The organism is Nocardia huaxiensis, assembly GCF_013744875.1.
GTDB lineage: Bacteria > Actinomycetota > Actinomycetes > Mycobacteriales > Mycobacteriaceae > Nocardia > Nocardia huaxiensis.
In genome coordinates, this window is record NZ_CP059399.1 from 5,782,271 (window position 1) to 5,807,302 (window position 25,032).

The following is a 25,032-nucleotide window of genomic DNA, read 5'->3' on the forward strand; positions in this document are numbered from 1 at the left end:
CGAATCCCCCGGGTGCGGCACCGAAATCGCTGTCCCCCACGGCTCTTCCCACTTGCGTGATGTCCACCGCGTCGTTACCTTGTGCGTAACAGCGTTTCCCATATCGAAACGGAGGTGAAGGGTGCATCCGACGTATCTCCGTGCGGTGATGGCGCAGTGGGCCAGCGGTGTCGTGGTGGTCACCACCATGCGCGACGGCGGCGAACGACACGGCATGACCGCCAGTTCGTTCACCAGTGTGGCCCTGGATCCGCCGCTCGTCTCGGTATGCCTGGCCACCGACAGCACCACCTGCCGATCCGTCCGGCGCAGTGGGGTTTTCGCGGTGAACGTGCTCGGCCACGACCACGAGGACATCGGCCGCCGCTTCGCCGCCTCCGGCTCCGGCTCCAACCGTTTCGACGTGGGGAACTGGAGCACCGCGACCACCGGGGCGGCCGTGCTCGCCGACGCCGTGGCGTGGGTGGACTGCGTGGTCGCCGCCTGCCATCCGGCCGGCGACCACACCATCGTGCTCGGCCTGGTCCGCGACGCCGCCACACCCCGGCCCGCACCCCCGCTCATCTATCACGACCGCACCTACTACGAGGGGATTGCCCGATGATCGGCGAACGACTCGTCGAAGACATGACCGACGCGGAACGCGCACGCGCCCAACGGGTCGACGCCGTGCTGCCCGCCCTGCGCGCGGCGGCCGCCGCGGCCGACCGCACCGCCACCTTCCCCGACTCCCATGTGGGGCTGCTGCGCGAGGCGGGACTGCTCGGGCTGGTGGTGCCGGAGAAGTTCGGCGGCCTCGGCGGCGGCCTGCGCGATCTGGCCGCCGCCACCTACGCCATGGGCACCGCCTGCCCGTCCACCGCGCTGGCGTACTTCTTCCACAACACCAGCGCCTCCCGGGGTCTGCTGCCTCTGGAGGCCATCGACGCGGGATTGTTTGCCGCCGACGATGTTCCGGTCGTCCGCGCCTTCGCCGAGAAGGTCCTCACCCGGATGGCCGACGGGGTGTGGCTGGCCAATTTCGCCTCCGAGGCGGTGAAAACGGCCAAGGCCAACATCACCATCGCCACCACCGCCCGCAAGGTCGACGGCGGCTGGATCCTGCAGGGCGAGAAGTCCTTCGGCTGCGCGACCGGGGTCGCCGACTACTACCTGACCTCCGCCAAGCTCGAGGGCTACGACACCGCCGAGGGCCTGGCCACCTTCTTCGTGCCCCGGGACGCCGCCGGGGTGAGCGTGCGTGCGCCCTGGGACGGACTGGGCATGCGCGCCACCGCCAATAACGGCATCCGCCTCGACGAGGTCTTCATCCCCGCCGAGGAAGCCCTCGCGGTGCCGGGCGCGTTCACCAAGATGCTCACCATGAGCCGAGGCAGCTTCGTCGGCAATCAACTGGCCATCGCGGCGGTCTACACCGGATGCGCTCAGCGGGTGTACGACGAGACGCTGGCCGCCACCACGCGAAAGACCTTCGCCGACACCGGGGAACCCATCGCCTCCTCCCCCGTGCATCAGGTGCTCATCGGTGAGATGACCCGGCAGCTGCGCACCGCGTATCTGTGGCTGCGCTATCAGCTGGCCATCGAGACCGCCGAGCCGCCGATCAAACCCAAACAGGAAGTCTTCACCCAGTGGCGGCTCGGCAAGGGCGCGGTCACCGAGGCCTGCTTCCAGGTCGCGCTGGGCGCGCTCAAGGCGGGCGGCACCTCCGCCGCGTCGATGGACGGCGTGGCCGGGCGCGCACTGCGTGATCTGGCCATGGGACTGGTCATGACCTTCCCCGCCGAACGCGGCATGCTCGAGGTGGCGCGCATCGTCACCGACGCCACCGCCAACGAACTGTTCACCCCCGCACCGTCAGCGGCCGATCGTCCCGCGACCGTGGCGGACACACCGGCCGCGGAGGTGGCGCGATGAGTGCGCAACTACCCCGGATCCTGGATCTGGTCGACGGGGATTGGGGCACGCCGTCGACGGATCTCGGTGTGACGCTGGAGGATCCGGCCACCGGCAACGAGGTGGCACGTGCGGTGGCCACCGCGCCGGAGCGGGTCGAGCGGGCACTGGCCGTGGCCGCGCGCGTCACCGGTGCGATCGGTCCGGACATCCTCGACGCCATTGCCGACGGACTCGAACCCCGGCTGCCGCAGATCGCCGAATGGGATTCGCGCGCAACAGGTGTGCCGATCCGGCAGTCCGAACTGCTGGGTGCGATCGTGGCCGGATCGTTCCGGTTGGCCGCCGGGCAGCTGCGCGCGGGCGTGCTGCGCGCGGACCGCGACGGGGTGCGCGTGCACCGGCTGCCGCTGGGCCCGGCGCTGTGCCTGGTGCCATGGAACGCGCCCGCGCCCATGGCCGCGCACAAGGTGGCCAATGCGCTCGCCGCCGGCTGCCCGGCCATTCTGAAAGTCAGTGAGCTGACGCCCTACAGCGCGGTCGCGCTCGCCGAAGTGATCGCCGAGCACGTCCCGGCGGGCATGTTCCAGCTGGTCCAGGGCGGACCGGAGACCGGGGCGCAGTTGGTGGCCGACCCGCGCATCGCCGCGGTCTCGTTCACCGGCGGACTGGCGGGCGGTCGTTCGGTGGCTGCCGCGTCGGCCCCGCTGCTGCGGCCGTGCCAGCTGGAATTGGGTGGCAACAATCCGCTGGTGGTCCTGCCGGACGCGGATCTGGACACCGCCGCGCGCATGGCGGCCGAACTGCTCACCACCCTCAATGGCCAGTGGTGCCGGGCGCTGGGCCGGCTCATCCTGCCCGCCGACCGCGCGGAGGAGATTCGCGAGGCGATCGGAAAGCGACTGGGCGCATTGCGAATCGGGCCGCCGACGGATCCGGGGACCGAGTTCGGTCCACTCATTCATTCCCGGCATCTGCGCACCGTGCGAGAAGCGGTGTCGCACCGTGAGTTCCGTTCCTTCGGCACGCTGCCCGCCCAGGGCAACTATGCCGCTCCGACCCTGGTGGACGGCGACCTCCCCGACGAGGTGTTCGGTCCGGTGGCCGCGACCCTCACCTACCGCTCGATCGAGGAGGCGGTGGCGCTGGCCAATTCGGTTCCCTACGGCCTCGAGGGCTATGTCTGCGGCGCCGACGAAGACGTGGCCTTGGCTGTGGCGGAACGCATTCGGGCCGGGGAGGTGAAGGTGAACGGCTCCTCGATCATGAGCCTGCACCTGATGACCCCGCGTCCGGCCTGGGGCCGGTCCGGCCTGGGCGAGGAGGGCACGACCGAGACACTGCGGTTCTTCACCGGGGCGCGCGTGGTGGGCGTCGAGGGCCGCTTCGCCCTGCACACCTCATGACGGCCGTGGTGGTGGTCGGGGCGGGACCGGTCGGGCTGACCGCCGCGCTCACCCTGGCCCGGCGCGGCATCGAGGTCACCGTGCTGGAACAGGGTGATGCCCTGGCCGCCGAATCGCGCGCCTCCACCTTTCATCCGCCGACCCTGGAGATGCTGGCAGACCTCGGCGTGCTGAGATCGCTGCTGGCACAGGGGATCATCGCGACCACGTTCCAGTACCGGGAACGTGGTGGCGGCGAGATCGCCACCCTGGATCTCGGGGTGCTCGCCGACGACACCGCCTACCCGTTCCGGGTGCAGTGTGAGCAGAGCAAGCTCACCCCGATCCTGCACGCCGCGCTGCCCGACCACGCGAGGGTGCTGTTCGGACACCGCGTGCACGGGCTGTATGCGGGTCAGGACGGCGTCATCCTGCACACCGCACACGGCCCACTGCACGCGGACTGGGTGATCGGCGCGGACGGCGCGCATTCGGTGGTGCGGCGCGCGGTGGGGGCGAGCTTCGAGGGCAGCACCTATCCGGAACGATTCCTGGTCGCCTCCGTCGACGAGGATCTCACGGCTGTACTGCCGGGGATCGCGCCCATCAACTACGTCTTCGATCCGCACGAGTGGCTGGTGCTGCTGCGCACGCCCGAGCATTGGCGGGTCCTGCTGCCGACCCCCGCCCACACCCGCGACGAGGTCGAAATGTCCAGGCTCCCCGAGCGTTTGGCCGCGGTCGCCGATCTGGGCCGGCCGTGGCGGCTGCTGCACGCCTCGCTGTATCGCGTGCATCAGCGGGTCACCGAATCCTTCCGGATGAACCGGGTGCTGCTCATGGGCGATGCCGCGCATGTGAACAATCCGCTCGGCGGGATGGGCATGAACAGCGGCATCCACGACGCGGTGCGGATGTCCAGCGCCTTGGCCGAAACACTGTGCGGTGCAGTGGGATCGGATCTGGACGCGGTGGCCGCCCGGCGACGCACGGTCGCCATCGAGCATGTGCAGCGCGCCAGCCACGACAATTGGCGGCGCCTGCGCGGCCACGACGAGCGCTACCGGGCCGAATTGCGGGAGCTGGCAGCCGATCCGGTCGCCGCGCGTGCCCATCTGCGCCGGGCCTGCCTACTCGACTCGCTGGAGGCGACGCGGTGACCGGTCTGCGGATCGAGCGGGAGAATCCCGCCAGCCCGGCCGAGATCGTCGGATCGGTGCGGATGACGCCGCCCTACGGGGTGGATGCCGTTGTCCGCCAGGCGCATCGGGAGCACCGGCAGTGGTCGGCCCGGCCGCTGCCGGAACGGCTGGCGGCGCTCGGTGAGGCCGCCGACGCGCTCGACGCCCGCGCCGGTGAGCTGGCGGTGCTGCTGGCGCGTGAGAGCGGCAAGCCGGTGGCCGACTGCCGGGGTGAGATCGGTTTCGCCGCAACCTATCTGCGCTGGGTGCGCGACAATGCACCACGCGTGCTGGGCGAATCGGTGGTCGACGACGCGCAGGGCCGGATCGTCCGCTCCCCCGCACCATTCGGTGTGGTGGCCGCGGTCACGCCGTGGAACGCCCCGATCATCCTGTCGGTCCTCAAGCTGGGTCCGGCGCTGGCGGCGGGAAATACCGTGGTGCTCAAGCCGTCTCCGCTCGCCCCGCTGGCGGTGTCCGAGGTCGCCGCGCTGCTGCCCGGGACCCGGGTGGTGCACGGCGGGCCGGATACGGTGCGCGCGCTGGTCACTCATCCGCTGGTCGGCAAGGTGGCCTTCACCGGTGGGGAGCAGGCCGGGCGCAGTATCGCTGCCGCTGCCGGGCAGGCCCTCACACCGGTGGTTCTCGAGCTCGGCGGCAACGACCCGGCGGTGTTCCTCGACGACTTCGCGCTCACCGCAGGCGATTACGAACGCCTGGTGCTGGCCTCGTTCGCCACGGCGGGGCAGGTGTGCATGGCGGCCAAGCGGTTGTACGTGCCGCAGGCGCGGCTGGATGAGTTCCTGGAGGAGTATCTGGCCGCCGCGCGCCGGATTCTGGTGGTGGGTGATCCCCTGGACGAGCGCGTGACCATGGGTCCGGTGGTGAATGCCGCTGCGGCCGAACGCCTGACGACTCTCATCGGCGACGCCTGGGAACGCGGCGGCTGGGTGCTCCCGCTCGCCGAGACGCCCGTCGGCAGCGACGGATACTTCGTCACACCCGTACTGGCAATGGAACTGCCCGACGACGCCGCTCTGGTGTGCCAGGAGCAGTTCGGCCCCGCCGTCCCCCTGCTCACCTATACGAGCGAGGACGAGGTGGTCGCGCGCGCCAATGCGTCCGAACTCGGGCTGGGGGCGTCGGTGTGGTCGGCCGACGAGGCTCGCGCCTTCGCCGTGGCCGCCAGGCTCGAGGCGGGTTTCACCTTCATCAATACCCACAACCGCACCGGCATGTCGCTGCGCGCGCCCTTCGGCGGCACCAAGCGCAGCGGCTTCGGCCGCGAATACGCCGACGAGGGACTGCTCGAATACGTCCAGACGACCGTCCGGCACGCTCCCGCAGCCTTCCGCGCGGGCGGCCCCGGAATGCCCGCGCGCGCCTACCCCGACCAGCCGACGCAACTCTGAAACGATGCGTGATCGCTGCAAAACCGGTTTCGCGGTTACAGTCGATGAATGGGCATCGAGCGTTCGAGCGTAGTTGCCGCACCGCTGGACGAAGTCTTCGCCTGGTTCGCGCGCCCCGGCGCGCTCACCCGCCTGTCACCACCGTGGCAACCGGTCACACCGGTGCAGGAGGCAGATTCGCTGGCCGACGGCCGCGCGGTGCTCCGGCTGCCCGGCGGACTGCGCTGGGTGGCACAGCACGATCCCCGCGCCTACGATCCGCCGCACCGCTTCGTCGACGAAATTGCCAAGGACGGACCGGCATCGGTTCCGGCCGCACTGACGGTCCGCTGGCGGCACACCCACGAATTCGAGGCCGTCGACGACCGGCACACGCGCGTCGTGGACCGGGTGGATACTCCCGTCCCGGCCGCCCTGGCACGGTCCATCTTCGACTACCGCTATCGGCAACTCGCCGACGACCTCGCCGCCCATCAGCGCGCCGCACAGGCCGGACTGGCACCGCTGACGATCGCCGTCACCGGCGCATCCGGCCTGGTCGGCACCGCATTGACCGCGTTTCTCAGCACCGGCGGCCATACCGTGATCCGGCTCGTGCGGCGACCGCCGCGCACTTCGACCGAGCGCCAATGGGATCCGGACCGTCCCGCCGCCGATCTGCTCGACGGCGTCGACGCCGTCATCCACCTCGCCGGCGCCTCGATCGCGGGCCGATTCACCGAGCAGCATCGCCGCGACATCACCGACAGCCGCATCGGACCGACCCGCGCCCTGGCCGAAACCACGGCCCGCGCAGGAGTGCGAACCTTCGTCTGCGCCAGCGCCATCGGCTACTACGGCTACGACCGCGGCGACACCGTGCTCACCGAGGACAGCGACCGCGGCGACGGCTTCCTGGCCGATGTGGTCGCCGCCTGGGAGGACGCCACCGCCCCGGCCGCCGACGCAGGCGTGCGCGTCACGCGGGTTCGCACCGGCATCGTGCAATCCCCGCGCGGCGGCACCCTGCGCCTGCTCCGGCCACTGTTCACCGCGGGCCTGGGCGGACGGCTCGGCGACGGCCGCCAGTGGTTGTCCTGGATCGGCATCGACGACCTGATCGACGTGTATCACCGTGCGCTGTGGGATGATTCGCTGTCCGGCCCGGTCAATGCGGTCGCACCCAACCCGGTCCGCAATACCGAATACACCCGCGTCCTGGCCGCCACCGTGCACCGTCCCGCGCTGCTCCCCGTGCCCGGCTTCGGCCCGAAACTACTACTGGGCGACCAGGGCGCACGCGAACTCGCCACGGCCGGACAGCGCGTGGACCCGGCCCGGCTGCGCAAGGCCGGCCACCACTTCCGCACACCCGGCCTCGACACCGCCCTCGCACACCTGCTCGGCCGCGGCTAGCCCCGTCGGCGCACGAACAGGACCGCCACGACCGCGACCAGCACCACGACCGCGGCGGCGATGCCGATCAGCACGCCCGAATTGCTGTCGTCCGCATCGGAATCCGGGGATTCGGCAGCGACCGTGCTGGGGGCCGCCGGCTGCTTCGCGCCGAAATCCAGTGGCACCGAGGCCAGGATGTCCGACGGGTTGGTGAGGCTGGTGACGGCCACGGTGCAGGCGCCCGGCGCGGCCGCGCAGTCGACGCCGCCGATCGAGGCGACCAAGGTCAGGGTGCGGCTGCCGCCGTTGGGCTGCCACATGCCCTGCGCGTCGGACCTTCCCATGAGCGAGCCACCGAGATTGCAGTCGGCGGGCGTGGTGATCTGCGGCTTGCACTGTCCGACGGCGACCGTGGGCAGATCGGGCGGCAGGCCCTCCAGCTGCACGGTGACGGTTTGGCCGGCCGTGACGCCGGTGCTCACGCTGAGTGTGAGGGTGGGCTCGGCCATCGCGGCCGGGCTACCCGCGAGGGCGGCCGCACCCGCGACGGCGACGAGGGCGCTCGTGCGCGCAAGGCGCTGGGAGATCAGGGTTTTCATGATTCCTCTCCGGATTTCACAGCCGTCGCCGATCGGCGAGGGCGAGGATGGCGACGATGAGCAGCAGAGCAGCGGTGGCGGACCACAGCACGGTCGACGGACCGTTGGCGGAGGGGTCGGTGCGCGCCGCCGCCGTGGTGACGACTGCCGCAGCGGGTTGCCGGGCTCCGGCGAAGCCGACCGCCACCTCGGCCGAGTTCGCGTCGATCACGCTCTGCGGTTCCGAACCCGGCAGTGGCGCGGCCGCGATCACGCAGGGCTGGGTGGTGCAGTCGATATCGTTGAAGTGCGCGTGCGCGGTGAGCGTGACGGTCGGGAAGGTGCCGTCGTCGGCGATATTGACGAAGGTCGCGCCGCCGCCCAGATCGCAGTCACGCAGGCCGTTGGTGAAGCCCTGTTTGCAGATGCCCACCGCCACCGCGGCCAAACCGGCCCGGAATCCCGTGCCGTTCACAATGATTCGCTGTCCCTCGGTCAGGTCGGTGGCGGCGCTCACTTCGAGGACGGGCCGGGCAGCAGGCGCCGCGACCGCGGCAGCGGGCAGCAGCGGCAGCGCGGCCGCCGAGGCGACGACCGCCGCGCGGGCAACGGAACGGATCACGGGGTTCCTCCTTCGAGGGTCGGGTTGCCGGTCGGGGCCGGGGCCGCGGTCGCCCGTGGCAGGCGCCGGTAGGCCGCGGCGGCCAGGGCAGTCGGCACCGCGAGCAGGGTGAGAGCGGTCCCCGTGCCGAACCACACGTCGAGTACGGTGACCGCACCCAGCCCCGCCAATCCGGCGAGAACGGTGATCATCACGGTGGCGGTGGGCAGTGCCGGCGACCGAATCGTGTTGCCGGGAAACGCGGATGACCCGATCGCACCGCTGGACATCAGATCCAGCCCACGCGCGGCGCGGGCAGTCGCGGCCAGGGTGACCGCGAGGCCGATCGCGGCGCTCGCCCGGCCCGGCGCGGTGGCGACGAGCACCGGACCGCCCGCGGCCAGGAGCAACAGCGTCGCGGTCGCACCGGGTTCGGGTCCGGGCAGCGCCACCACGACCGTCGCGGGAATCGCCGCCAGCAGCAGCAGAATCGCTTGGTCGGCGGCGAAAGCCTCCCATCGGAACAGCAGTAGATGCAGAGTGGGCAGCACGGCGCCACCGGCGACCAGACCGACAGCGCTGTACCCCAGCACGGTGCGCGCGGCAGGCAGGGCAGTATCGACTCGGCCCGCAATATTCTGCGCGCCGGCATTTTTCGACGTCGTGAGACTTGCGGAAGCGATCGCGAGGATTCCCGCGATCAGCAGGCCCCGGTGCGGTGCTCGCGCCGCGAGGGCCGCGATTCCCGCGGCAGCGGGCACACCGGCCGCCATCGCACTGTGCCACGTCGTCAGCGCGGCAGGCGCGCCCCAGGACAGTCGGCGCGCAATCACGATCACGGGTCCGGTCGCGGCGCCGCCCGCGAGCACGGCAGCGCCGAACCAGACGATGTGTTCGGTGACGCCCGCCAGCGCGAATGCCGCGCCCGCCAGCAGTGCGGCGAGCCCGGCACCCCGTAGTGACAGCTCGAGCCGGGCCGCCAATCCGCCTGTGACACAGGCGAGTGCGAGCGCGGTGAACGCGATGTAGCCCACCACTTCACCGGGCACGCCCAGTACGCCGCCGAAGGGTTTGGCGAGCAGGACCAACTGTCCGCCGGCGACCGGTCCGGCCCAGGCCCCCGCGACGGTCAGCGCCCCGAGCGCACTCCCGCCGGAGCGCATCTCAGCAGCCCGCCGGGGACGGACCGGCACGGTGACCCGGCACGGCGATCGGTGGTGTGGGGGAAGACGATTCGCAGGTCGTCACGACTACCTCCTGCGCGCGTTTCTCTGATGGAAACGCAGTTTCGGAATTGCCATATTGAACCCGCGCCATCGATGGGTGTCAAGGCGTGCCGACCGGATCGGCGCGGACACCAACAGCACTGATGCGCTGCGCATTACGGCGTCGTGAAATCCGGGGCCACCCCTGGACAGATCGCCGACTCGGGTACAGAATCGGCCGTATCGGAAACGGCGTTTCGATGTACGAAACATCGTGTGTGACAGAAGGAGTGCGGCGCATGACACGAGTCGCGGCGGCACAGCTCGCGGCCGGAACCGACGTCGAGGCGAATCTGCAAGCCTGCCTGCGCATGATCGACGCCGCCGCCGGAGCGGAGGCCGAACTCGTGGTCCTGCCGGAGTTCTGTCACCACCTATCCTGGTACGACGACCGCGCTCATGCCCGGCGAATGGCATGCACGCCCGGAGATCCCTTTCTGACCGCCATCGCGGATCGCGCTGCCCGGCATCGGATGTACGTCAAGATCGGTGTCACCATGGCCCGGCCGGACGGCCGTACCACCGGCACCGGCCTGCTGTTCGGACCCGGCGGCACGGTGCTCGGCGAATCCGACAAGCAGATCCTCATGGGCGCCGAGAACGACCATCTCGACCCCGGAATCGACGACTCCCCCGTCATCGACACTCCGCTCGGGCGGATAGGCATGTACGCCTGCATGGAGGGCGTAGTCAACGAAGTGCCGCGTTCCCTCGCGCTGCGCGGAGCGCAACTGCTGCTCAACAGCCTCAACTCCTTCGCCACCGACGAAGCGGGCCTGCACATTCCGGTGCGCGCGGCGGAGAACAAGGTCTGGGTGGTGGCGGCCAACAAGGTCGGCCCGCTGCTGCCGGAGGCCGAATTGCCCGCCATCGCCGCGCGCTTGGGCGTGCCCCCGGATCGGCTGCGCGGAGCCGGGGAGAGCCAGATCGTCGCACCGGACGGCACCCGCCTCGCCATGGCCCCGGCTACCGGCGAGGCGCTCGTGGTCGCCGAGATCGACATTGCCCGCGCCGACGACAAGCGCCGACCCGATGGGACCGACCTGCTCGCCGCACGCCGCCCGGAGCTCTACGCGCCCCTGAGCGACAACCCCGGCGAGCGGATCGCCGCGCCCGGCGCGCCCACCGCCACGGCGGGGTTGGCCATGCCCACCGCCACGGCCGTGCGAGAACTGGCAACCAGCGGCGCAGATCTGATCGTGCTGCCCGAACTGGCGGATATCCCGATTCCCGAAGTCGTTCGCGCCCTGGCCGATACGGCCGCCTACGCGGTGCTCAGCGTGCGCGACGGCGACGCCCACCAGGGCGTGCTGGTACACGCCGAGGGCGTCGTCGGCACCCAGCCCCAGCTGCATCCCACCGCCCGGCACCCCTGGCTCACCGCTCCCGGCAAGGAGCTGACCGTCTTCGAACTGCCCTGGGGCCGACTCGCCCTCGTGATCGGTGACGACGCCCTCTTCCCGGAGACCTTCCGGCTGGCCGCGCTCGCCGAGGCCGATGTGGTCGCCGTACCGTTCACGCCCTCCGAACCGTGGGAGCTGCGGCTCGGACTGCCCGAGCGCGCCGCCGAGAACCGGCTCAATGTCGTGGCCGCCGGCGTCGGTCCGAACGGCCTCACCGGCGGAATCCATGCGCTGAGCCCCGATTTCACGCTGTGGACCGCCTGGAGCGGCCCGTTCACCGGCGTCATCAGCCATCCCGATGTGACGGTCGCCGCGCCGGGCGCGACCACCGCGCACGCCACCATCCGACCCGCCCAAGCCGTGAACCGCGCCGTCTCCAGGGGCACCGATCTGGTCGCGGGCCGCCCGCGCCGCCCGCTCGGCACCCTGACGGCGCGCACCGAGGAAAGCAGAGGCATGACAACACCTTCGGAGCAGCCATGAGCGAAACCGTGCAGCACGTCGAGCAGATGGTCGACGCCACCCCGCGCGTCGACGTCACCGAGACGTTCGAGGAATGGCGGGAGCTGACCGGCTCCCTGAAATCCCGTCTCGCGCAACGCTTCGCATTGACCCGCGATCCGTCCACCGAGACGCTGGCATCCTACGGCGATCCGGCCGCCGGCCCCTCCGGCAGTCTCGCGGCCTATGCCGGACCCGAGATCGACTGGCTGGTGCACTCCTGGATCGGCGATCCGCGAACGGGTTTCGTGAACCTGCACCTCACCGCCTGGCTGGGTCCGCAGGTGCGGGTACCGCACTTCGGATCCGCGCTGCTGCTGTGGCCGCAGGGCTGGTTCTATGCCGACGCCATCCCGCGCAGCGACCTCATCGGCGACGGCGACTACTTCGACCGCTACTACGCACCCGATGATGCGCCCTGGCTGGACTTCAAGGCCGAACATCCCGACTTCACCTGGTTCACCAGCCGCACCGGCTTCATTCGCGGCAGCCTGTCCCCCACCGCGTACTGTTACTCCTTCCCGCCGACCCGGCCGAATCTCGATGTGGTGCACGATCTGCTGCACGCCCGTCTCGAGCAGTGGCTGCGCTGGGTGGACGAGGCCGAGCCGGTGCCCGAAGAACAGCGGACCGCACTGGCCGCGCGCGATCTGACGGTGCGGCGCAATATCGCCGAGCGTGATCCCGCGAACATCATGGGAGAGCGCATGTTCGGGGCCGACACCACCCGGCGGCTGGTGCGCGCCCTGTGGGGCGGCGACCGGGAGCTGCCGAGGGCCGGCGCATGAGATCGATTCGCTCGCTGTGGTGGTCGGTCCGCACCGACGGCTCCGCTCCCTTCGATACCGCGCACCTGAAGGTGTACTACCCGGCGCTCGCCTCCGGCAGTGACGCCGAACGCCTCACCGGCGTCTTCGCCCCCGATCCGGCCGCAGCCCCGTATCCGGTGGTGCTGTTCCTGTCCGGCGTCAATGTGGGCCAGGAGTCCTATCGCCGGTTCGCGACGACCATCGCCGAGAGCGGTTTCGTGGTGGTCACCCTGGACCGGGTGGCCGAATTGTTCGGCGGGCAGCACGGTCTCACACCCGGCGTGGATCTCGCCGCCGCCCGCCCGGACGCCTACGGCACCCGCCCGACCTGTCCCACCATCGGCCTGGTGCTCGAGGCCCTCGCCGAGCTGAACACCGTGGCGCCGCTGCGCGGGACGCTGGATCTGGATCGTGTCGCCCTCGGCGGACATTCGGCAGGCGGCACCGTGGTCCTCCAGTCCGCTCGCTTCTTCCCTTCCGTCGCAGCGGTTTTCGCCTGGGGCGCGCACACGATGGTGGCGACCATGCTGGGCTGGGACCCGGGGACGGTGCTGCCCGCGCAGGTGCGCTGCCCGGTCCTGCTGGGGGTCGGCACCAATGACGGGGTCATTCAGGGCAGCGCCGACCGCTACGGCGAGGACGGTGCGGATCGCCCGGATCCGGTGCGGCGCACCTTCTTCGAAGCACTGCCCGCGGGCGATCATCTGCTCGCGGTGGTGCCGGGGGCCAATCATTTCGGCATCGCCGACGCCGACCCCACAGCTGCCCGCGCCTTCCTCGACGGTCCCGGCGACGCCGACGCCTTCACCCCGTTCACCCGATTGGCCTCGGCCTTCCTCCGCACACACCTGCGCGGCGAGGCGGCGGCGAAAACCGAACTGGCCGAACCCGGAACCGGCGTGCGGGTCATCCGGTCCTAGGAGCACAACCATGTTGAAGAACTTCTGGTACGCACTGGAATTCGCCGACCGCGTCACCCGGCAACCTCGCAAGGTCACCTGTCTCGGGCAGGATTTCGTGCTCTACCGCACCGAAGCCGGTGCGGCGGTGTGTCTTTCGGACCTCTGCGTGCATCGTGGCGGCGCGCTGTCGATGGGCAGGGTGACCGGCGACTGCATCGCCTGTCCCTATCACGGCTGGCAATACGACGCCACGGGCGCGTGCGTGAAGATTCCGGCCAACTCCGAGGAGCGCAAGATTCCACGCAAGGCGCGCGTGGACGCCTACCCGACGGTGGAACGCTACGGCATGGTGTGGGCCTTCCTGGGCGATCTGCCCGAGGCCGAACGCCCGCCGATCCCGGTCATCCCCGAACACGACGATCCGTCCTACCGGATGGTGCAGTTCGAGATGGAGATCGACGCCAACTACGAGCGCGCCTTCGAGAATGTGGTGGACGCAGCGCACACGCCGTTCGTGCACGGCACCGCCTTCGGCAATCCCGACAAGCCCGAGATCCCGGATTTCCGGGTGCGGCAGACGGATTGGTCGGCCGAGGCCGATATCCAGCTCAGCCCACCGCTGCCGAAGGGGCTGTGGGGCCTGCTGGCCCGGCGGCGGCCGCGCGCGGAGTACGTGACCGTCACCAACGCCTGGTACCTGCCCAACATCGTGAAGCTGCACGTGCGGCTGCCGATCGGGGATCTGCTGCTCTACGACTTCAATATCCCGCTGTCACAGGAGCGCACGCTCATCAAGATCCTCGGCTACCGCAACTTCTTCACCGGCGCCTGGGCGGACGCCAACGCGCGCAAACGCATCGAGAAGATCCTGCTCCAGGACAAACCCGTGGTGGAATCGCAGCGCCCGGAACTGCTGCCGTTCGATCTGTCCGACGAATTGCACGTGCGCAGCGACAGTTTGCAGGTCGCCTATCGGCGGCGTCGTCTGGAGCTGAAGAAGCAGGGCTGGTGGGTCGGCGGTGACGACATCATCACCGGGGACGGGCCGCGCCGCACCGCCACCGTCATCGCATCCCCCGCCCGCCGTGACAATCCCGAATTGGCCAGTGCCTGGGTGCACAAGGCCCGCACCGGAGGCACCGCCGAATGAGTCTGCCCACCGCGCTCAGCGCGCGCACCCTGTCCACGCTCACCTCCGCGCTCGGTCTCGAGACCACCGTGGATCGGCCGCTCACCAGCGCCATGTCGGCCGATCCGGTGGGGCGGCTGCGGGTGCTGCGCGGCACGGCCGTCGACAAGGTCGTGACCGTCGATCTCGTCGTGCCGCCCATCGGCCTGGACAGCCACATGATCTTCGCCTTCACCGGAGCCGATTCGGCCGTACCGCATTTCACGCTCGATGCGGTGGATTCGGGCGAGTACCACGCCATGCACCTGGATCTGATTCCGCGCGTGGACCTCGCGATCAACCTGGGATACCTCGATGCCGCCTTCGCACCGTTGACCCCGCTGCTGGAGGCGGCGTGGGAGATCGAGGGGCTCGAGGCCGCGGCCATCGGACCGCGACAGCGCGCCATGATGTCGCCCTGGATGGTGGTGTGCCGGGCCGGCGCGGACGCCTTCCGCGCCCTCGATGTCACCGTGAACGCCTACCTCGAACACTGGCTCACCCTGGCGCACAAGGGAGTTCCCGAGGTGGACGCCGATCTGGCCGGGCGGGACAGGCGCAATCGCGCCAATCTGTTCAGCCCGCAGGTCGATCCGGTGTGGTCGCAGGTGGAGCGGCTGCTCGGCGCCGAGCAGGCCGAACAGGTGCGCGGGGAGCTGATCGCATGAGCACGCCCAGCGCGTTCCAGCAGCGCATCACCGGCGAATGGGCCGGGCGGCCTTCACTGTTCGACGCCCACGGGACCTGGCGCGGATTCGAGGACATCCGCCGCTCCTCGGTGCACGAGGACGGAGTGACCACCTACTACATGGACGGCGGTCTCACCGGCGGCGGCGACCTGGCCGGACGGTTCGCGCTCGGCGCACCGTTCGCGTTCGGGGTGCTCGACTCCGATGGCGACCGGATCTACACCGGCCCCGATTTCTACGGTTCCGGACAGCCCTACGGCGGTTTCGTGGATGCCAACTACTACGGTCCCGGCTGGCAGGTGTCCTTGCAGACCTGGAATCAGACCATCGGCGACACCCAGGTGTATTCGTCGGTGCTGTACCAGGGTCCGGCCATGGTCGGAGTATTCAACGGCCTCTACACTCGCGATCCGGCATCGATCGATCAGCGGATCGAGACCGAAACCCGGTGCGGTGCGGTGCCGTTCACCGTGCCGACCAAACAGAACAGCTGTTACGCGGGCGACGTGGAGCTCTGGAGCGCCGATCAGAAGCCACTGGGCAGCCAGCGCATGGAGCTGGCGATCAGTCCGGTGAACCTGCTCGTCGCCGAGCACCGGTTGCGCATGTCCGGGGCGATCGACTCCGAATCCCGGGTCACCGTGCGGCGCGACGGCGTCCGCTCCTTCCACGAGGGGCCGGATGTGTGGGGCAATGGAAACTCCTACGGGCGAGCCAATTTCGTGCGACTGCACACCGTCGACGGGCGCCGGTTGCTCGGCCGGGAGTTCATGATGGACGCCGAACCCGGCATGGGTTCGGGCACGAAACTCGCTGTCGTGTATCAGATGTTCGAGCACAACGGCCTCGTCGCGGTCATGCACGGCGTGCTGGAGCGGTCATGAGCACCGTGGTGGTGACCGGGGGCACCCGGGGCCTCGGGCTGGGCATGGCGCGCGCGTTGCTCGCGCGCGGCCATCACGTCGCACTGTGCGGCCTGGATCGGGAGCGGGTGGAGCGAACCCGAGCCGAACTGTCCGACCACGCGCTGGTGGCGGTGACGGACATGACGGACCGCGCCCAGGTACGGCAGCTCTGGGACGCCGCCGTCGACCGCTTCGGCCGCGTCGACGTGTGGATCAATAACGCCGGGGTGTCCCACGCTCGGAAACCGTTGTGGGAGTTGCCCGCCGCGGCCGCCCGCACGGTCATCGAAACCAATCTGCTCGGTGCGCTGAACGGAGCGGCGGTGGCCATCCCCGCCATGGCCGACGCCGGCGGCGGACACGTCTGGAATATGGAGGGGCTCGGCAGCGACGGGCGCACCGTACCCGGCCTGGCGGCCTACGGCGCGAGCAAACGCGCGCTCACCTACCTGACCAGGGCACTCGCCAAGGAGGTACCCGCCGGTGTCTCGGTGGGACTGCTGAGTCCCGGCATGGTGGTGACCGATCTGCTCACCCACGGCTACACCGATCCCGCGGAACTGGCCAAGGCGCGCAAGGTATTCAACATCCTGGCCGATCGCGTCGACACCGTCGCGCCGTGGCTGGCCGAACGCGCGGTCTCGCACACCCGCAATGGCGCGCAGGTGCGCTGGCTGACCACGCCGAAGGTGATCGGGCGCTTCGCGCTCGCACCGGTGCGCCGGCGCGACCTCTTCGGCGAATGAGCGCCGCCGTGGACTATCCGGTTTCGCTGGCCGTGGAGGACTTCGCACCGGTGCTGCTCACCACGTGGGGGGTGCTGCTGCTGCGCCGGATCGCCGCCCGGCCCCCGGTCGTGCTGGGCGCGGCCGTGCTCATCGGCACGGGCGGCTTCACCAAGGCCACCGCCAAACTCGTCGCGGCGGCGGGCGGGCCGGATTCGGAATTGTTGCGCGGCTTGCTGTTTCCACTGCTGACCCTCGGATTCGCGGTGCTGTGCCTGGAGTTGGTGCGCACCAGCGTCGGACTGACGCCGCGCTGGCTGGCCATCCTGGCGCCGAGCCTGACCCTGGTTTGCGCGGTGGGTGCGATCGTGGCCGCCGACCCGCTGCCGATGCTGGTGAGCACGACCGTGTTCGCCACCCTCACCGGCATCCACCTCATCGGATTGTCCCGTGCCCGTGGCGATTCCCTCGCCGCCGGATTGTTCGGCGGGCAGTTGCTGGTGTTCTTCATCCTCGGCCCGCTCGCCGCGCGTCCCGATCAGACGGTCGCGCTGCAGTGGGCCGAGCAACTCTGCAATACCGCGGCCCAGGCCGCATTTCTGGTCGCCGCGTGGCGATTACCGGCCGCGACCGTCGCGGCGCGCCCGACCGATGAGGAGCTGATCCGATGACCGACGCACTGGGCTGGAGACGCAAATTCGGGGTGATCGCGCCCTCCACCAACACCATCGTCGAGCCGGACTTCTACCGGATGACGGTGCCCGGCGTGACCTCGCACTTCAGCCGTATCCACATCCGCGACCAGAACATGAGCGACGACGCGGGCATGGACCGGCTGCTGGAACAGATTCGCGCCGAGCTCGTTTCGGCCTGCGAACGGGTGCTGACCTGCGAGCCCGAGTACATGGTCATGGGGATGTCGGCCGAAACCTTCTGGGGCGGCGTCGAAGGCAATCGGCAGTTCGTGAAACAGATCCACGATGTCACCGGTCTCGAGGTCGCCACCGGAGCCGAAGCCTGCCGGCGCGCACTGGACCTGTTCGGGGCACAGCGGATCGGCGTGGTGACGCCGTATCAACCCATCGGTGACCAGAACGTGGTGCGGTTCTTCGGCGAACTCGGCTTCGAGGTCGCCGCGATCAAGGGCCTGCGCTGCCCGACCGCCGTGTCCATCGCACATGTCGAGGAGAGCGCGCTGCGCGCCGCACTGCTCGAAGTGGACGGCGACGACGTCGACGCGCTCGTGCAGTGCGGAACGAACCTGTCCATGGTGCGGCTCGCCGACGAGGCCGAACGCTGGCTGGGCAAGCCGGTGATCGCGATCAATGCCGCCACCTGGTGGATGGCCTTGCGCGACAACGGTATCGCCGACCGGGTCGAGGGCGCGGGCACGCTGCTGCGCGACCACTGACCGGAGATTCACCCATGAACATTCGACGCCCGGCATTGATCGCGCTCGCCGCTGCCCTGCTCGCCGCCGCCACCACCGCCACCGCCACCGCCACCACCCAACTGCCCGGCACCGTCGATATCCGTTGCGCGGCGGACACTTTGCATCAGGAAGCGGATTGGTATCTCCCATCCGGCACGCCTCTTGCCGCCGTGTGGATCCAGCACGGATTCGCTCGCAGCAACGCGCAGGTGGCGGCGCTGGCTCGCGCCTTCGCCGATGCCGGATACCTCGTCTTCGCGCCGAGCCTGCCGTTCATGCAGCTTGCGGGCTGCACCCTGCAGAACCTCGGCGACAACTCCGGATTCCTGTACCACGTCGCCGAATTGTTCGGCGCCGCAGACGATCCCGCCGGGCCACTGGCCACCAGTCTGGCCGCGGCCGCCCACTCGGCGGGGCTGCCCGACCCCGGGTTTCCACAACAGTGGATCTTCATCGGACACTCCGCGGGCGCGGAGGCCGTCACCTTCGTCGCCGACCGCCTGCGCACCACCCACGCCGGTGCCTGGGACCGATTGCGCGGGGTGATCCTGCTCGATCCGGTGCGCTCGTTCGTGGGCGACAATATCGCCCGCGCTCTCACCGGCCTGGACGGAACCGCGCTGCCAGTGCTCACCATCTCCGCACCACCGCTGCTGTGCAACAGTTTCGGCCTCGGCACCGCGGCCGTCCAAACCCAGCTGCATCGCCCCTTCGTCGGCATCCGGCTGCGCGACGGCGTGCACACCGACGCCGAAGGCGACAGCTCCGACCTGCTCGGCACCCTGCTGTGCGGCGCCCCCGCGACCGCCAACGCCACCGCACTGCGCACCCTGGCCCTCGGCTGGGCGGAAGACTTCCGCACCGGTGCAACGGATTTCAGCGTCGATCGCGCCCGCACGGCGGTGGCGAGCGGCCTCGCGGCAGACCTGCTGCCCGGCGCGTGACACCGGCCATGTCCAGCACACCCATTCCGACCGGAAGTACCGCACCCCATGAAATTCCGCGCATTGCGCTCCTCGCTCACCCTCACCGCGCTCGCGGCCCTCGCGTGCGCCGGGCTCACCGCACCCGCCGCCGCCGAACCCGATGACACGGAATCGACAGAGGCGGAAGGATTTCAGCAACTCTGTGTCCGCGCCCAGGTACAGACCGCGAAACTGCGCGTGGTCGAGTTCCGCCATCACGGCGGCGAATTGACCGAGGTCCCCTACACCGACCCCGCCGCGTTCGCCGCCTCCAAGCCCACCGTGCAGCCACTCACCGTCACCAGCTACACCACCTACGCGGCCACCGACCCCGGCCTCGCGAAACAGGTGCGTTGCAAAGGCAAATCGGCGGACCACCTCACCGAGGTCTACGGCGTGGGCATCGCCGGGCCCGAAAACGACTGCGCAGCAGTCAATCGCGTCACCCTCCGCCTGATCAACAGATCCCTCACCCCGGCCGAGCGCCGGGCTCTGGTCCACAAACCCGGCACCGTCGTCATCGACGCCGACACCCAGGCGGTGTCGGGACCGGACTGGCTCGCCGACTTCCCCGTGGCCACCGTCGACTCGACCGGCACCCTGCACCTGCCCTCGAAGGCCCTCAACGTTCCCCTCGACACACCCAACATCCCGGACGCCTTCAAAGGACAGCACTACTGCACCCTGATCGCACCCGACTACCTGAAACAACTCCTGCTGGGCAGGGTTGCCCCCTGACCGCAGCCATCCCGGCCGATTCCGCGCACGAACCCATCCAAAACGGCATCCGAAGCAGGTCACGCACCCTGTCCATCGGCCGGACCCAGCTCGCGGACCTGTTCCGTCACCCTGCCCACCCGCTATGTCCGGTTCACAGGCAAGATGGATGCCATGCCTCATTCGAATCCGATCACTGCCTGGAAGTCGTTGCGCGAGGGAAACGAGCGGTTCGTCAACGGTGAGCTGCTGCATCCCGGTCAGGGTGCGGCGGATCGCGCGAAACTGGCGAGCGGACAGAACCCCTCGGCGATCCTGTTCGGCTGCGGCGACTCCCGCGTCGCCGCCGAGATCATCTTCGATCGCGGGCTCGGCGACATGTTCGTGGTCCGCACGGCCGGCCACGTCGTGGACAGCTCGGTGCTCGGCTCCATCGAATACGGCGTGCAGGTGCTGAACGTGCCCCTGATCGTGGTGCTCGGCCACGACAGCTGCGGCGCGGTGCGGGCCACCATCGACGCCCTGGACACCGGCGCGGTCCCCGGCGGATTCATTCGCAGCGTGGTGGAGCGGGTGACCCCGTCGGTGCTGCTCGGCCGCCGCGAAGGACTCACCACCGTCGACGAACTCGAGGCCCGGCACGTCGAGGAGACAGCGCGTCAGCTCATGCAGCGCTCGACCACCATCTCCCAGCGGGTGATGACCGGCGAATGCGCCATCGCGTGCGTCACCTACAACCTCGCCGACGGACAGGCCAAGCTGAACAGCGTGTTCGGCAATATCGGCGAACTCGTCTGAGACGCCGAGCATTCGACGGAAGCGGACGTCAGGCGGCGCGGCTTTCCGCGAGACGTTGATCGAGCTTGCGGACCGGGGCCGAGCCGGGCGCCAGCCGCCGGATGTCTTTCCAGGTGGCTCGCAGCCGCGTGGTCACGCGGGGCGAATTCGGTCCGGCGCCCGCGTCGAGCCCGGCGATGATGGTCTCGACCGCGGCGTCGAGCCGGCCGGTGTCGAGGTAGAGTGCGCCGAGCAGGATGTGCGCCGAGGTCAGGTCCCTACGCGGTTGCAGGGCAACCGATTCCGACGCCGCATCGAGCGCCGCGTCGAGATCGCCGATGGAGCGCAACGCGCGTGCTCGCATTCGCGCGAGGTGCGCCGGGGTGCAGAAGTACGCGAGCGAATCGGCGGGATCCGCCACCTCGGCCACGTCGTACCGACCGGCCCGATTCAGCGCGGAACGAGTTTCGCTCGCGCACCCCAGCCGGGCCAGCGCAACGGCGAGGACCGCCGCGGTGTGCGCCCGCAAGCGCGGGTCGTCGGTGTCGCTGGCGCGCACCTCGGCGCCCGCCGCCAGGTCGGCGGCGGCCAGCGGCGAATCGGTGTCGACTGCCATGCACGACCATTCCGCCATGGCCAGCGCACCGGCGGCATGGTCGCCGCACTCGTCGGCCGCCGCCCGCGCGATCTGGAAATGGCCTGTCGCGGCCTCGGCATGCCCGAGATCGTAGGACTGCCAGCCGATCGAGCTGCCGATGCGGCTGCGCAGTGACAGCAATCGGGGGCGCTGCGCGGAACCGGCGTCGGCGAGCAGGGCTTCGGTCAGATGCGCCTGCGTCAGCACCGTTCCGATGGCCGCACGCGGTCCCAGCCGATCGTCTTGGAGCTTGGCTTGATCGACGATCGTTTCGATGGTGTCGAGCACGACCGCGTCCGCCCGCCGGGGCGCCGATACCGCACCCGCGATCCGTTCGAGCCCATCGGGCGCATTGACGTCGGTGATCATCGCCGGCGGCACCGTGGTCAGCAGGGTGATGGCTTTCATGACATCGCGACGATTCGTCTGCCCCGCCTCCGGTGGCCTGCCCGCGCCCCCGGGCCGCATTCGCGCCGCGGGCGGTTCGGCCCGAGTGCGCCGGCCGTTGAACAAGCCCAATTCCGTTGCCGCAACACCGAAGACGTGTTCGAGAGCCCGCCGGTAGTGCGGGTGCGGCCAGGTGATCTCCCCTCGCACGAGTCGCCGCACACGTTCCTCGCTGTATGCCCCGGCCCTGCCGGTGAGTAGCTCATGAGCCTGGTTGACCGCGTCGGCAACCTCCCGGCGGGTCCAGCCGCGCTGCCGTATCTGGCGTTCGAGCTGGTCGTTTCTACTGGATGCCCGCATCGAGATCCCCTTCCGCGCAACGTGTCTCGACAGTAGCCCGAAACCGGTCGGCCGGTTGCCCGCTTTGGAAATTGGGGGGTTTACCGGGGGGACCAATGGCCTGCCCCAGCCAGCAGCTCACCGGCAATCCTTGAGGGACCACCCGGCGCCGGGAAGAAATCGCTGTAACACAACGCAATTCGTGCAGAGAACCCTCGGCGCCGGGTGACCACCACGGTCAGGAGGAGCGAATGAAGCTTTCAAGCGAACTCTGGGCAGACCATCGCCGACGCCGCCTCGAACCACCCGCACCCACCGAATCGGCCTTTCCGACCGGCGAGGCGCTGCTCTCGGCCATCCGCAATCACCACATCGACGACCATCCGCTGACCCGATATGCCAACAAGCTCGGCACCGTGCACCGCCTGCTGCTGAAGATCCCCGGCACCCGAACAATGCTCGGCATCGAACGCGTCGAGCTCATTCACGCCATCGATTCCTGGGCCCGCACCGGCGACCCCACCCGGCAATCATGCGGCAGTCTCGGCGCCCGGATCGACCTCATCGCCGAAACACAGGTCCGCGCATATCACCTGCTCATGAGCGAGGATCCCGGCGACCCGCGCGTCCACGCCGCCTGGCACGATCTCGCCCAGCTCGTCGACGACTACACCTGCGCGACTGCAGAATCGGCATCCTGACACGCCGCCACCCCTTCCCGAGCACCGCCCCCAGGTCGCCGGGTTTAACCTCGAGAGTGCCTCAGTTACCTGATGGCAAATCTGATTGGTTCGATCCTGACGAGCCCTTAGGAGGGCCAGTGAGTTCGAGATCGTATCGAGGCAAGACCCTCGCCGTCGTGGTCGGTGCGGCGGTGGTCGCACTGGGCATGACCGCGTGCTCGAAGAGTTCAACGCCGGCTTCAGGGCTGAGCGAAGAGACGGCGATGAAGGCGTACGCGTATACCTATCCGCTGGTGTCGGTGGAGGTGACGCGGCGGCAGTCGACGAATGTGGCGCGCCCGGCGGCGAGCGGCGAAGCGCCAATGAATCAGTTCGGGAATCTGGCGTTCCTGCCCGACGCTTCGTTCACCAACGTGGTGCGCGCGAATGTCGACACCCTGTACTCGTCGATGTTCTACGACGTGTCCAAGGAGCCGCTGGTGATCAGCGTGCCGGACATGGGCGATCGGTACCATTTGTTCCCGATCCTGGACATGTGGACCAACGTGCAAGCCTCACCGGGCACCCGCACCCTCGGCGCAGGACACGCCTACCAGTTCGCCGTCACCGGCCCGAACTGGCGCGGCACGCTCCCCGACGGCGTGCACGAGTACAAGATGCCCACCGACGGCGGCTGGATCATCGGCCGCATCCAGGTCAATGGCCCGGAGGACCTTCCCGCCGTCGTCGCGATCCAGCAGCAGTTGACCGCCGCGCCGCTGAGCGCGTACGGCACCGCCTACACGCCGCCGGAAAACACCGACCTGCACCAGGATTGGCCGGTCGGGCAGGAAGTCGCGAAGTACATTCACGACCTGAGCCCCCAGCAGTACTGGGATCTCTACTATTCGAGCCTGTCGCACAACCAGCCCCGGCCCGAGGACAAGGACCTGCTCGATCAACTGGCCGCGGCCGGGTGGACCCCGGACAAGAAACTCGACCTGTCGACGCTGTCGGATTCCGACCGCAAGATCTGGCAGGACGCCTGGCCCGAAGCACTGTCGAAGATCGAGGTCGATCTCAGCGGCACGCCGGCCAACGGCTGGAACGTCGCCCGCACCGGCATGGGCACCTACGGCACCGACTACGACCAGCGCGCGCTGGTCGCCTACAGCGGCCTGGGGGCGAATCTGCCCGAGGACGCCATCTACCCGGCCACCCGCATCGACGCCACCGGCGCGAACCTGACCTCCGACCGGAACTACGTGCTGCACTTCGCAGCCGACGAGATCCCGCCAGTGCGCGCGTTCTGGTCGCTGACCATGTACAACGACAAGGGCTTCTTCGTCGCCAACCCGATCAACCGGTACGCGGTGCGTGGCGAGCAGATGCACAAGAATTCCGACGGCTCACTGGATGTCTACATCCAGCGCGAAAACCCCGGCCCGGAAAGGGAATCCAACTGGCTGCCCGCCCCGGAATCGGGTGAGTTCAACCTGCTGCTGCGACTCTACTGGCCCGACAGCAAGATCATCGACGGCGCCTGGAACCCGCCCGGAGTCGAAGCGGCCTGACCCTGTGATGTCCGGCAACCGCTCCTCGGATACTTCGAGGGCCGGGCCGGGGCACCGGGTTTCGCGGTGTGGATCGTCACGCGTCCGGAGCGGCCGCCAGGGCCGCCCGGGCGGCACGATCGAAGGGGCCGGTGCCGCCCTCGGCCCGGCACAGCACCTGCGCGCCTTCGAGCAGGCTGATCAACAGACAGGCGAGATCGGCCGCCGCATCCGGCGACATGCCCGCATCGGTGAGCGCGGCCGCGAGGCGATCGGTCCACGCGGCGAAAGTCGTTGCGGCGACCCGGCACAACTCGTCACCCTCCTTGCCCGCGCGGACCGTGACGGCCGCGATCGCACAGCCACTGCCGAGCGCCGCGTCTTCCATGACGGGCCGGGCGAAATCCAGGAAGGCCGCCACGACGGCACGCGGGTCCGGCCCGGCCAGCTCCGCCATCCGCAGCGTGACGTCCTGCCCGTGCAGCCGCGCGGCTTCGGCCACCAATTCGCTCTTCCCGCTGGGGAAATGGTGATAGATCGCCCCGCGCGCGGCACCGCTCTCGGCCAGCACCTCCGTGAACGACATGCCCGCCAAACCGTTACGGCGCAGGCTGTCCACGGCGGCATCGATCATGCGGGCCCGGGTCGGTTTGGTCATCGCTGAGAACTCCTCCACTTGACTAGTACGGCCATCCTAGTGCACGGTGTAGTCGCTAGTACGTACGTACTAGCGATGTCGATTCCTCCCCAAGAGACAAGGACAGCA

General features: G+C 69.5%; 25 protein-coding genes. 20 read left to right on the top strand and 5 right to left on the bottom strand.

All coding sequences use genetic code 11. The features are described 5' to 3' along the window. Positions 1 to 121 precede the first annotated feature (121 nt). From H0264_RS26095 to H0264_RS26120, 6 genes are read left to right on the top strand one after another with little or no spacing between them, the layout of a single operon-like run. Positions 122 to 604 (top strand): flavin reductase family protein, encoded by a 483-nt coding sequence (locus H0264_RS26095; protein ID WP_181579991.1) that lies wholly within the window; start codon positions 122 to 124, stop codon positions 602 to 604. Further along, a complete protein-coding gene (locus H0264_RS26100) occupies positions 601 to 1,917 on the top strand; it encodes an acyl-CoA dehydrogenase family protein (protein ID WP_231085240.1) in 1,317 nt (438 codons plus the stop codon). Before H0264_RS26095 ends, H0264_RS26100 begins: the two co-directional genes overlap by 4 nt. Then, positions 1,914 to 3,302: an aldehyde dehydrogenase family protein gene (locus H0264_RS26105; protein ID WP_181579992.1), complete on the top strand. Its 1,389-nt coding sequence runs from the start codon at positions 1,914 to 1,916 to the stop codon at positions 3,300 to 3,302. Before H0264_RS26100 ends, H0264_RS26105 begins: the two co-directional genes overlap by 4 nt. Continuing rightward, positions 3,299 to 4,441: an FAD-dependent oxidoreductase gene (locus H0264_RS26110; RefSeq protein ID WP_181579993.1), complete on the top strand. Its 1,143-nt coding sequence runs from the start codon at positions 3,299 to 3,301 to the stop codon at positions 4,439 to 4,441. The genes H0264_RS26105 and H0264_RS26110 overlap by 4 nt, the downstream gene beginning before the upstream one ends. Continuing rightward, entirely contained in the window at positions 4,438 to 5,874 is a 1,437-nt protein-coding gene (locus H0264_RS26115; RefSeq protein ID WP_231085239.1) for an aldehyde dehydrogenase family protein, read from the top strand. The genes H0264_RS26110 and H0264_RS26115 overlap by 4 nt, the downstream gene beginning before the upstream one ends. A 48-nt stretch (positions 5,875 to 5,922) precedes the next feature. Then, the gene (locus H0264_RS26120; RefSeq protein ID WP_181579994.1) at positions 5,923 to 7,269 is read left to right on the top strand and encodes a TIGR01777 family oxidoreductase; all 1,347 of its coding nucleotides are present in this window, start codon (positions 5,923 to 5,925) and stop codon (positions 7,267 to 7,269) included. Here H0264_RS26120 and H0264_RS26125 read toward each other — a convergent pair. From H0264_RS26125 to H0264_RS26135, 3 genes are read right to left on the bottom strand one after another with little or no spacing between them, the layout of a single operon-like run. Beyond that, entirely contained in the window at positions 7,266 to 7,850 is a 585-nt protein-coding gene (locus tag H0264_RS26125; RefSeq protein ID WP_181579995.1) for a neocarzinostatin apoprotein domain-containing protein, read from the bottom strand. The two genes, H0264_RS26120 and H0264_RS26125, sit on opposite strands and share 4 nt — an antisense overlap. A gap of 16 nt (positions 7,851 to 7,866) precedes the next feature. Further along, positions 7,867 to 8,451, bottom strand: a complete 585-nt coding sequence (locus tag H0264_RS26130) for a GPS-CTERM domain-containing protein (protein ID WP_181579996.1) — start codon at positions 8,449 to 8,451, stop codon at positions 7,867 to 7,869. Then, entirely contained in the window at positions 8,448 to 9,593 is a 1,146-nt protein-coding gene (locus H0264_RS26135; protein WP_181579997.1) for a hypothetical protein, read from the bottom strand. Before H0264_RS26135 ends, H0264_RS26130 begins: the two co-directional genes overlap by 4 nt. 341 nt (positions 9,594 to 9,934) lie before the next feature. Between H0264_RS26135 and H0264_RS26140 the strand changes: the two genes are divergently transcribed. From H0264_RS26140 to H0264_RS26195, 12 genes are all read left to right on the top strand, one after another. Continuing rightward, complete coding sequence (locus H0264_RS26140) at positions 9,935 to 11,581, top strand: carbon-nitrogen hydrolase family protein (RefSeq protein ID WP_181579998.1); 1,647 nt, start codon at positions 9,935 to 9,937, stop codon at positions 11,579 to 11,581. Next, a complete protein-coding gene (locus tag H0264_RS26145; protein WP_181579999.1) occupies positions 11,578 to 12,387 on the top strand; it encodes an oxidoreductase in 810 nt (269 codons plus the stop codon). The genes H0264_RS26140 and H0264_RS26145 overlap by 4 nt, the downstream gene beginning before the upstream one ends. Then, positions 12,384 to 13,328 carry an alpha/beta hydrolase family protein gene (locus H0264_RS26150; RefSeq protein WP_181580000.1) on the top strand — a complete coding sequence of 315 codons (945 nt, stop codon included), beginning with the start codon at positions 12,384 to 12,386 and terminating at the stop codon, positions 13,326 to 13,328. The genes H0264_RS26145 and H0264_RS26150 overlap by 4 nt, the downstream gene beginning before the upstream one ends. A 10-nt stretch (positions 13,329 to 13,338) precedes the next feature. Next, positions 13,339 to 14,460, top strand: coding sequence for an aromatic ring-hydroxylating dioxygenase subunit alpha (locus H0264_RS26155; RefSeq protein ID WP_181580001.1), 1,122 nt, complete (start codon positions 13,339 to 13,341; stop codon positions 14,458 to 14,460). Beyond that, positions 14,457 to 15,146 carry a hypothetical protein gene (locus H0264_RS26160; RefSeq protein ID WP_181580002.1) on the top strand — a complete coding sequence of 230 codons (690 nt, stop codon included), beginning with the start codon at positions 14,457 to 14,459 and terminating at the stop codon, positions 15,144 to 15,146. The genes H0264_RS26155 and H0264_RS26160 overlap by 4 nt, the downstream gene beginning before the upstream one ends. Beyond that, positions 15,143 to 16,051: a hypothetical protein gene (locus H0264_RS26165; RefSeq protein ID WP_181580003.1), complete on the top strand. Its 909-nt coding sequence runs from the start codon at positions 15,143 to 15,145 to the stop codon at positions 16,049 to 16,051. Before H0264_RS26160 ends, H0264_RS26165 begins: the two co-directional genes overlap by 4 nt. Next, positions 16,048 to 16,818, top strand: coding sequence for an SDR family oxidoreductase (locus H0264_RS26170; protein ID WP_181580004.1), 771 nt, complete (start codon positions 16,048 to 16,050; stop codon positions 16,816 to 16,818). The genes H0264_RS26165 and H0264_RS26170 overlap by 4 nt, the downstream gene beginning before the upstream one ends. Further along, complete coding sequence (locus H0264_RS26175) at positions 16,815 to 17,468, top strand: hypothetical protein (protein WP_181580005.1); 654 nt, start codon at positions 16,815 to 16,817, stop codon at positions 17,466 to 17,468. The genes H0264_RS26170 and H0264_RS26175 overlap by 4 nt, the downstream gene beginning before the upstream one ends. Beyond that, a complete protein-coding gene (locus tag H0264_RS26180) occupies positions 17,465 to 18,208 on the top strand; it encodes a maleate cis-trans isomerase family protein (protein ID WP_181580006.1) in 744 nt (247 codons plus the stop codon). Before H0264_RS26175 ends, H0264_RS26180 begins: the two co-directional genes overlap by 4 nt. Positions 18,209 to 18,222: 14 nt before the next feature. Then, positions 18,223 to 19,173: an alpha/beta hydrolase gene (locus H0264_RS26185; RefSeq protein ID WP_181580007.1), complete on the top strand. Its 951-nt coding sequence runs from the start codon at positions 18,223 to 18,225 to the stop codon at positions 19,171 to 19,173. A 48-nt stretch (positions 19,174 to 19,221) separates the two neighbouring features. Further along, positions 19,222 to 19,932, top strand: a complete 711-nt coding sequence (locus H0264_RS26190) for a hypothetical protein (RefSeq protein ID WP_181580008.1) — start codon at positions 19,222 to 19,224, stop codon at positions 19,930 to 19,932. A gap of 153 nt (positions 19,933 to 20,085) precedes the next feature. Further along, complete coding sequence (locus tag H0264_RS26195; protein WP_181580009.1) at positions 20,086 to 20,709, top strand: carbonic anhydrase; 624 nt, start codon at positions 20,086 to 20,088, stop codon at positions 20,707 to 20,709. A gap of 28 nt (positions 20,710 to 20,737) precedes the next feature. On the opposite strand, the gene H0264_RS26200 is transcribed toward H0264_RS26195, so the two are convergent. Beyond that, positions 20,738 to 22,072, bottom strand: coding sequence for an NsdA family TPR-like regulatory protein (locus H0264_RS26200; protein ID WP_181580010.1), 1,335 nt, complete (start codon positions 22,070 to 22,072; stop codon positions 20,738 to 20,740). A gap of 230 nt (positions 22,073 to 22,302) precedes the next feature. Here H0264_RS26200 and H0264_RS26205 point away from each other — a divergent pair, with 230 nt between their 5' ends. Together H0264_RS26205 and H0264_RS26210 are read left to right on the top strand one after the other, a co-directional pair. Next, positions 22,303 to 22,752, top strand: coding sequence for a hypothetical protein (locus H0264_RS26205; protein WP_181580011.1), 450 nt, complete (start codon positions 22,303 to 22,305; stop codon positions 22,750 to 22,752). A gap of 119 nt (positions 22,753 to 22,871) precedes the next feature. After that, positions 22,872 to 24,287 carry a DUF1254 domain-containing protein gene (locus H0264_RS26210; RefSeq protein WP_181580012.1) on the top strand — a complete coding sequence of 472 codons (1,416 nt, stop codon included), beginning with the start codon at positions 22,872 to 22,874 and terminating at the stop codon, positions 24,285 to 24,287. Between the two features lie 76 nt (positions 24,288 to 24,363). Here the strand turns inward: H0264_RS26210 and H0264_RS26215 are convergent, their stop codons facing one another. Continuing rightward, complete coding sequence (locus tag H0264_RS26215) at positions 24,364 to 24,924, bottom strand: TetR/AcrR family transcriptional regulator (protein ID WP_181580013.1); 561 nt, start codon at positions 24,922 to 24,924, stop codon at positions 24,364 to 24,366. Positions 24,925 to 25,032: the final 108 nt, after the last annotated feature.

Excerpts from the sequence above, each read along its gene's own strand:
- H0264_RS26165 (WP_181580003.1), top strand. The coding sequence starts at position 15,143 with ATGAGCACGCCCAGCGCGTTCCAGCAGCGCATCACCGGCGAATGGGCC.
- H0264_RS26180 (WP_181580006.1), top strand. The coding sequence starts at position 17,465 with ATGACCGACGCACTGGGCTGGAGACGCAAATTCGGGGTGATCGCGCCC.
- H0264_RS26195 (WP_181580009.1), top strand. The coding sequence starts at position 20,086 with ATGCCTCATTCGAATCCGATCACTGCCTGGAAGTCGTTGCGCGAGGGA.
- H0264_RS26200 (WP_181580010.1), bottom strand. The coding sequence starts at position 22,072 with ATGCGGGCATCCAGTAGAAACGACCAGCTCGAACGCCAGATACGGCAG.
- H0264_RS26120 (WP_181579994.1), top strand. The coding sequence starts at position 5,923 with ATGGGCATCGAGCGTTCGAGCGTAGTTGCCGCACCGCTGGACGAAGTC.
- H0264_RS26145 (WP_181579999.1), top strand. The coding sequence starts at position 11,578 with ATGAGCGAAACCGTGCAGCACGTCGAGCAGATGGTCGACGCCACCCCG.
- H0264_RS26155 (WP_181580001.1), top strand. The coding sequence starts at position 13,339 with ATGTTGAAGAACTTCTGGTACGCACTGGAATTCGCCGACCGCGTCACC.
- H0264_RS26175 (WP_181580005.1), top strand. The coding sequence starts at position 16,815 with ATGAGCGCCGCCGTGGACTATCCGGTTTCGCTGGCCGTGGAGGACTTC.
- H0264_RS26140 (WP_181579998.1), top strand. The coding sequence starts at position 9,935 with ATGACACGAGTCGCGGCGGCACAGCTCGCGGCCGGAACCGACGTCGAG.
- H0264_RS26125 (WP_181579995.1), bottom strand. The coding sequence starts at position 7,850 with ATGAAAACCCTGATCTCCCAGCGCCTTGCGCGCACGAGCGCCCTCGTC.
- H0264_RS26135 (WP_181579997.1), bottom strand. The coding sequence starts at position 9,593 with ATGCGCTCCGGCGGGAGTGCGCTCGGGGCGCTGACCGTCGCGGGGGCC.
- H0264_RS26215 (WP_181580013.1), bottom strand. The coding sequence starts at position 24,924 with ATGACCAAACCGACCCGGGCCCGCATGATCGATGCCGCCGTGGACAGC.
- H0264_RS26110 (WP_181579993.1), top strand. The coding sequence starts at position 3,299 with ATGACGGCCGTGGTGGTGGTCGGGGCGGGACCGGTCGGGCTGACCGCC.
- H0264_RS26190 (WP_181580008.1), top strand. The coding sequence starts at position 19,222 with ATGAAATTCCGCGCATTGCGCTCCTCGCTCACCCTCACCGCGCTCGCG.
- H0264_RS26100 (WP_231085240.1), top strand. The coding sequence starts at position 601 with ATGATCGGCGAACGACTCGTCGAAGACATGACCGACGCGGAACGCGCA.
- H0264_RS26185 (WP_181580007.1), top strand. The coding sequence starts at position 18,223 with ATGAACATTCGACGCCCGGCATTGATCGCGCTCGCCGCTGCCCTGCTC.
- H0264_RS26160 (WP_181580002.1), top strand. The coding sequence starts at position 14,457 with ATGAGTCTGCCCACCGCGCTCAGCGCGCGCACCCTGTCCACGCTCACC.
- H0264_RS26105 (WP_181579992.1), top strand. The coding sequence starts at position 1,914 with ATGAGTGCGCAACTACCCCGGATCCTGGATCTGGTCGACGGGGATTGG.
- H0264_RS26150 (WP_181580000.1), top strand. The coding sequence starts at position 12,384 with ATGAGATCGATTCGCTCGCTGTGGTGGTCGGTCCGCACCGACGGCTCC.
- H0264_RS26170 (WP_181580004.1), top strand. The coding sequence starts at position 16,048 with ATGAGCACCGTGGTGGTGACCGGGGGCACCCGGGGCCTCGGGCTGGGC.
- H0264_RS26205 (WP_181580011.1), top strand. The coding sequence starts at position 22,303 with ATGAAGCTTTCAAGCGAACTCTGGGCAGACCATCGCCGACGCCGCCTC.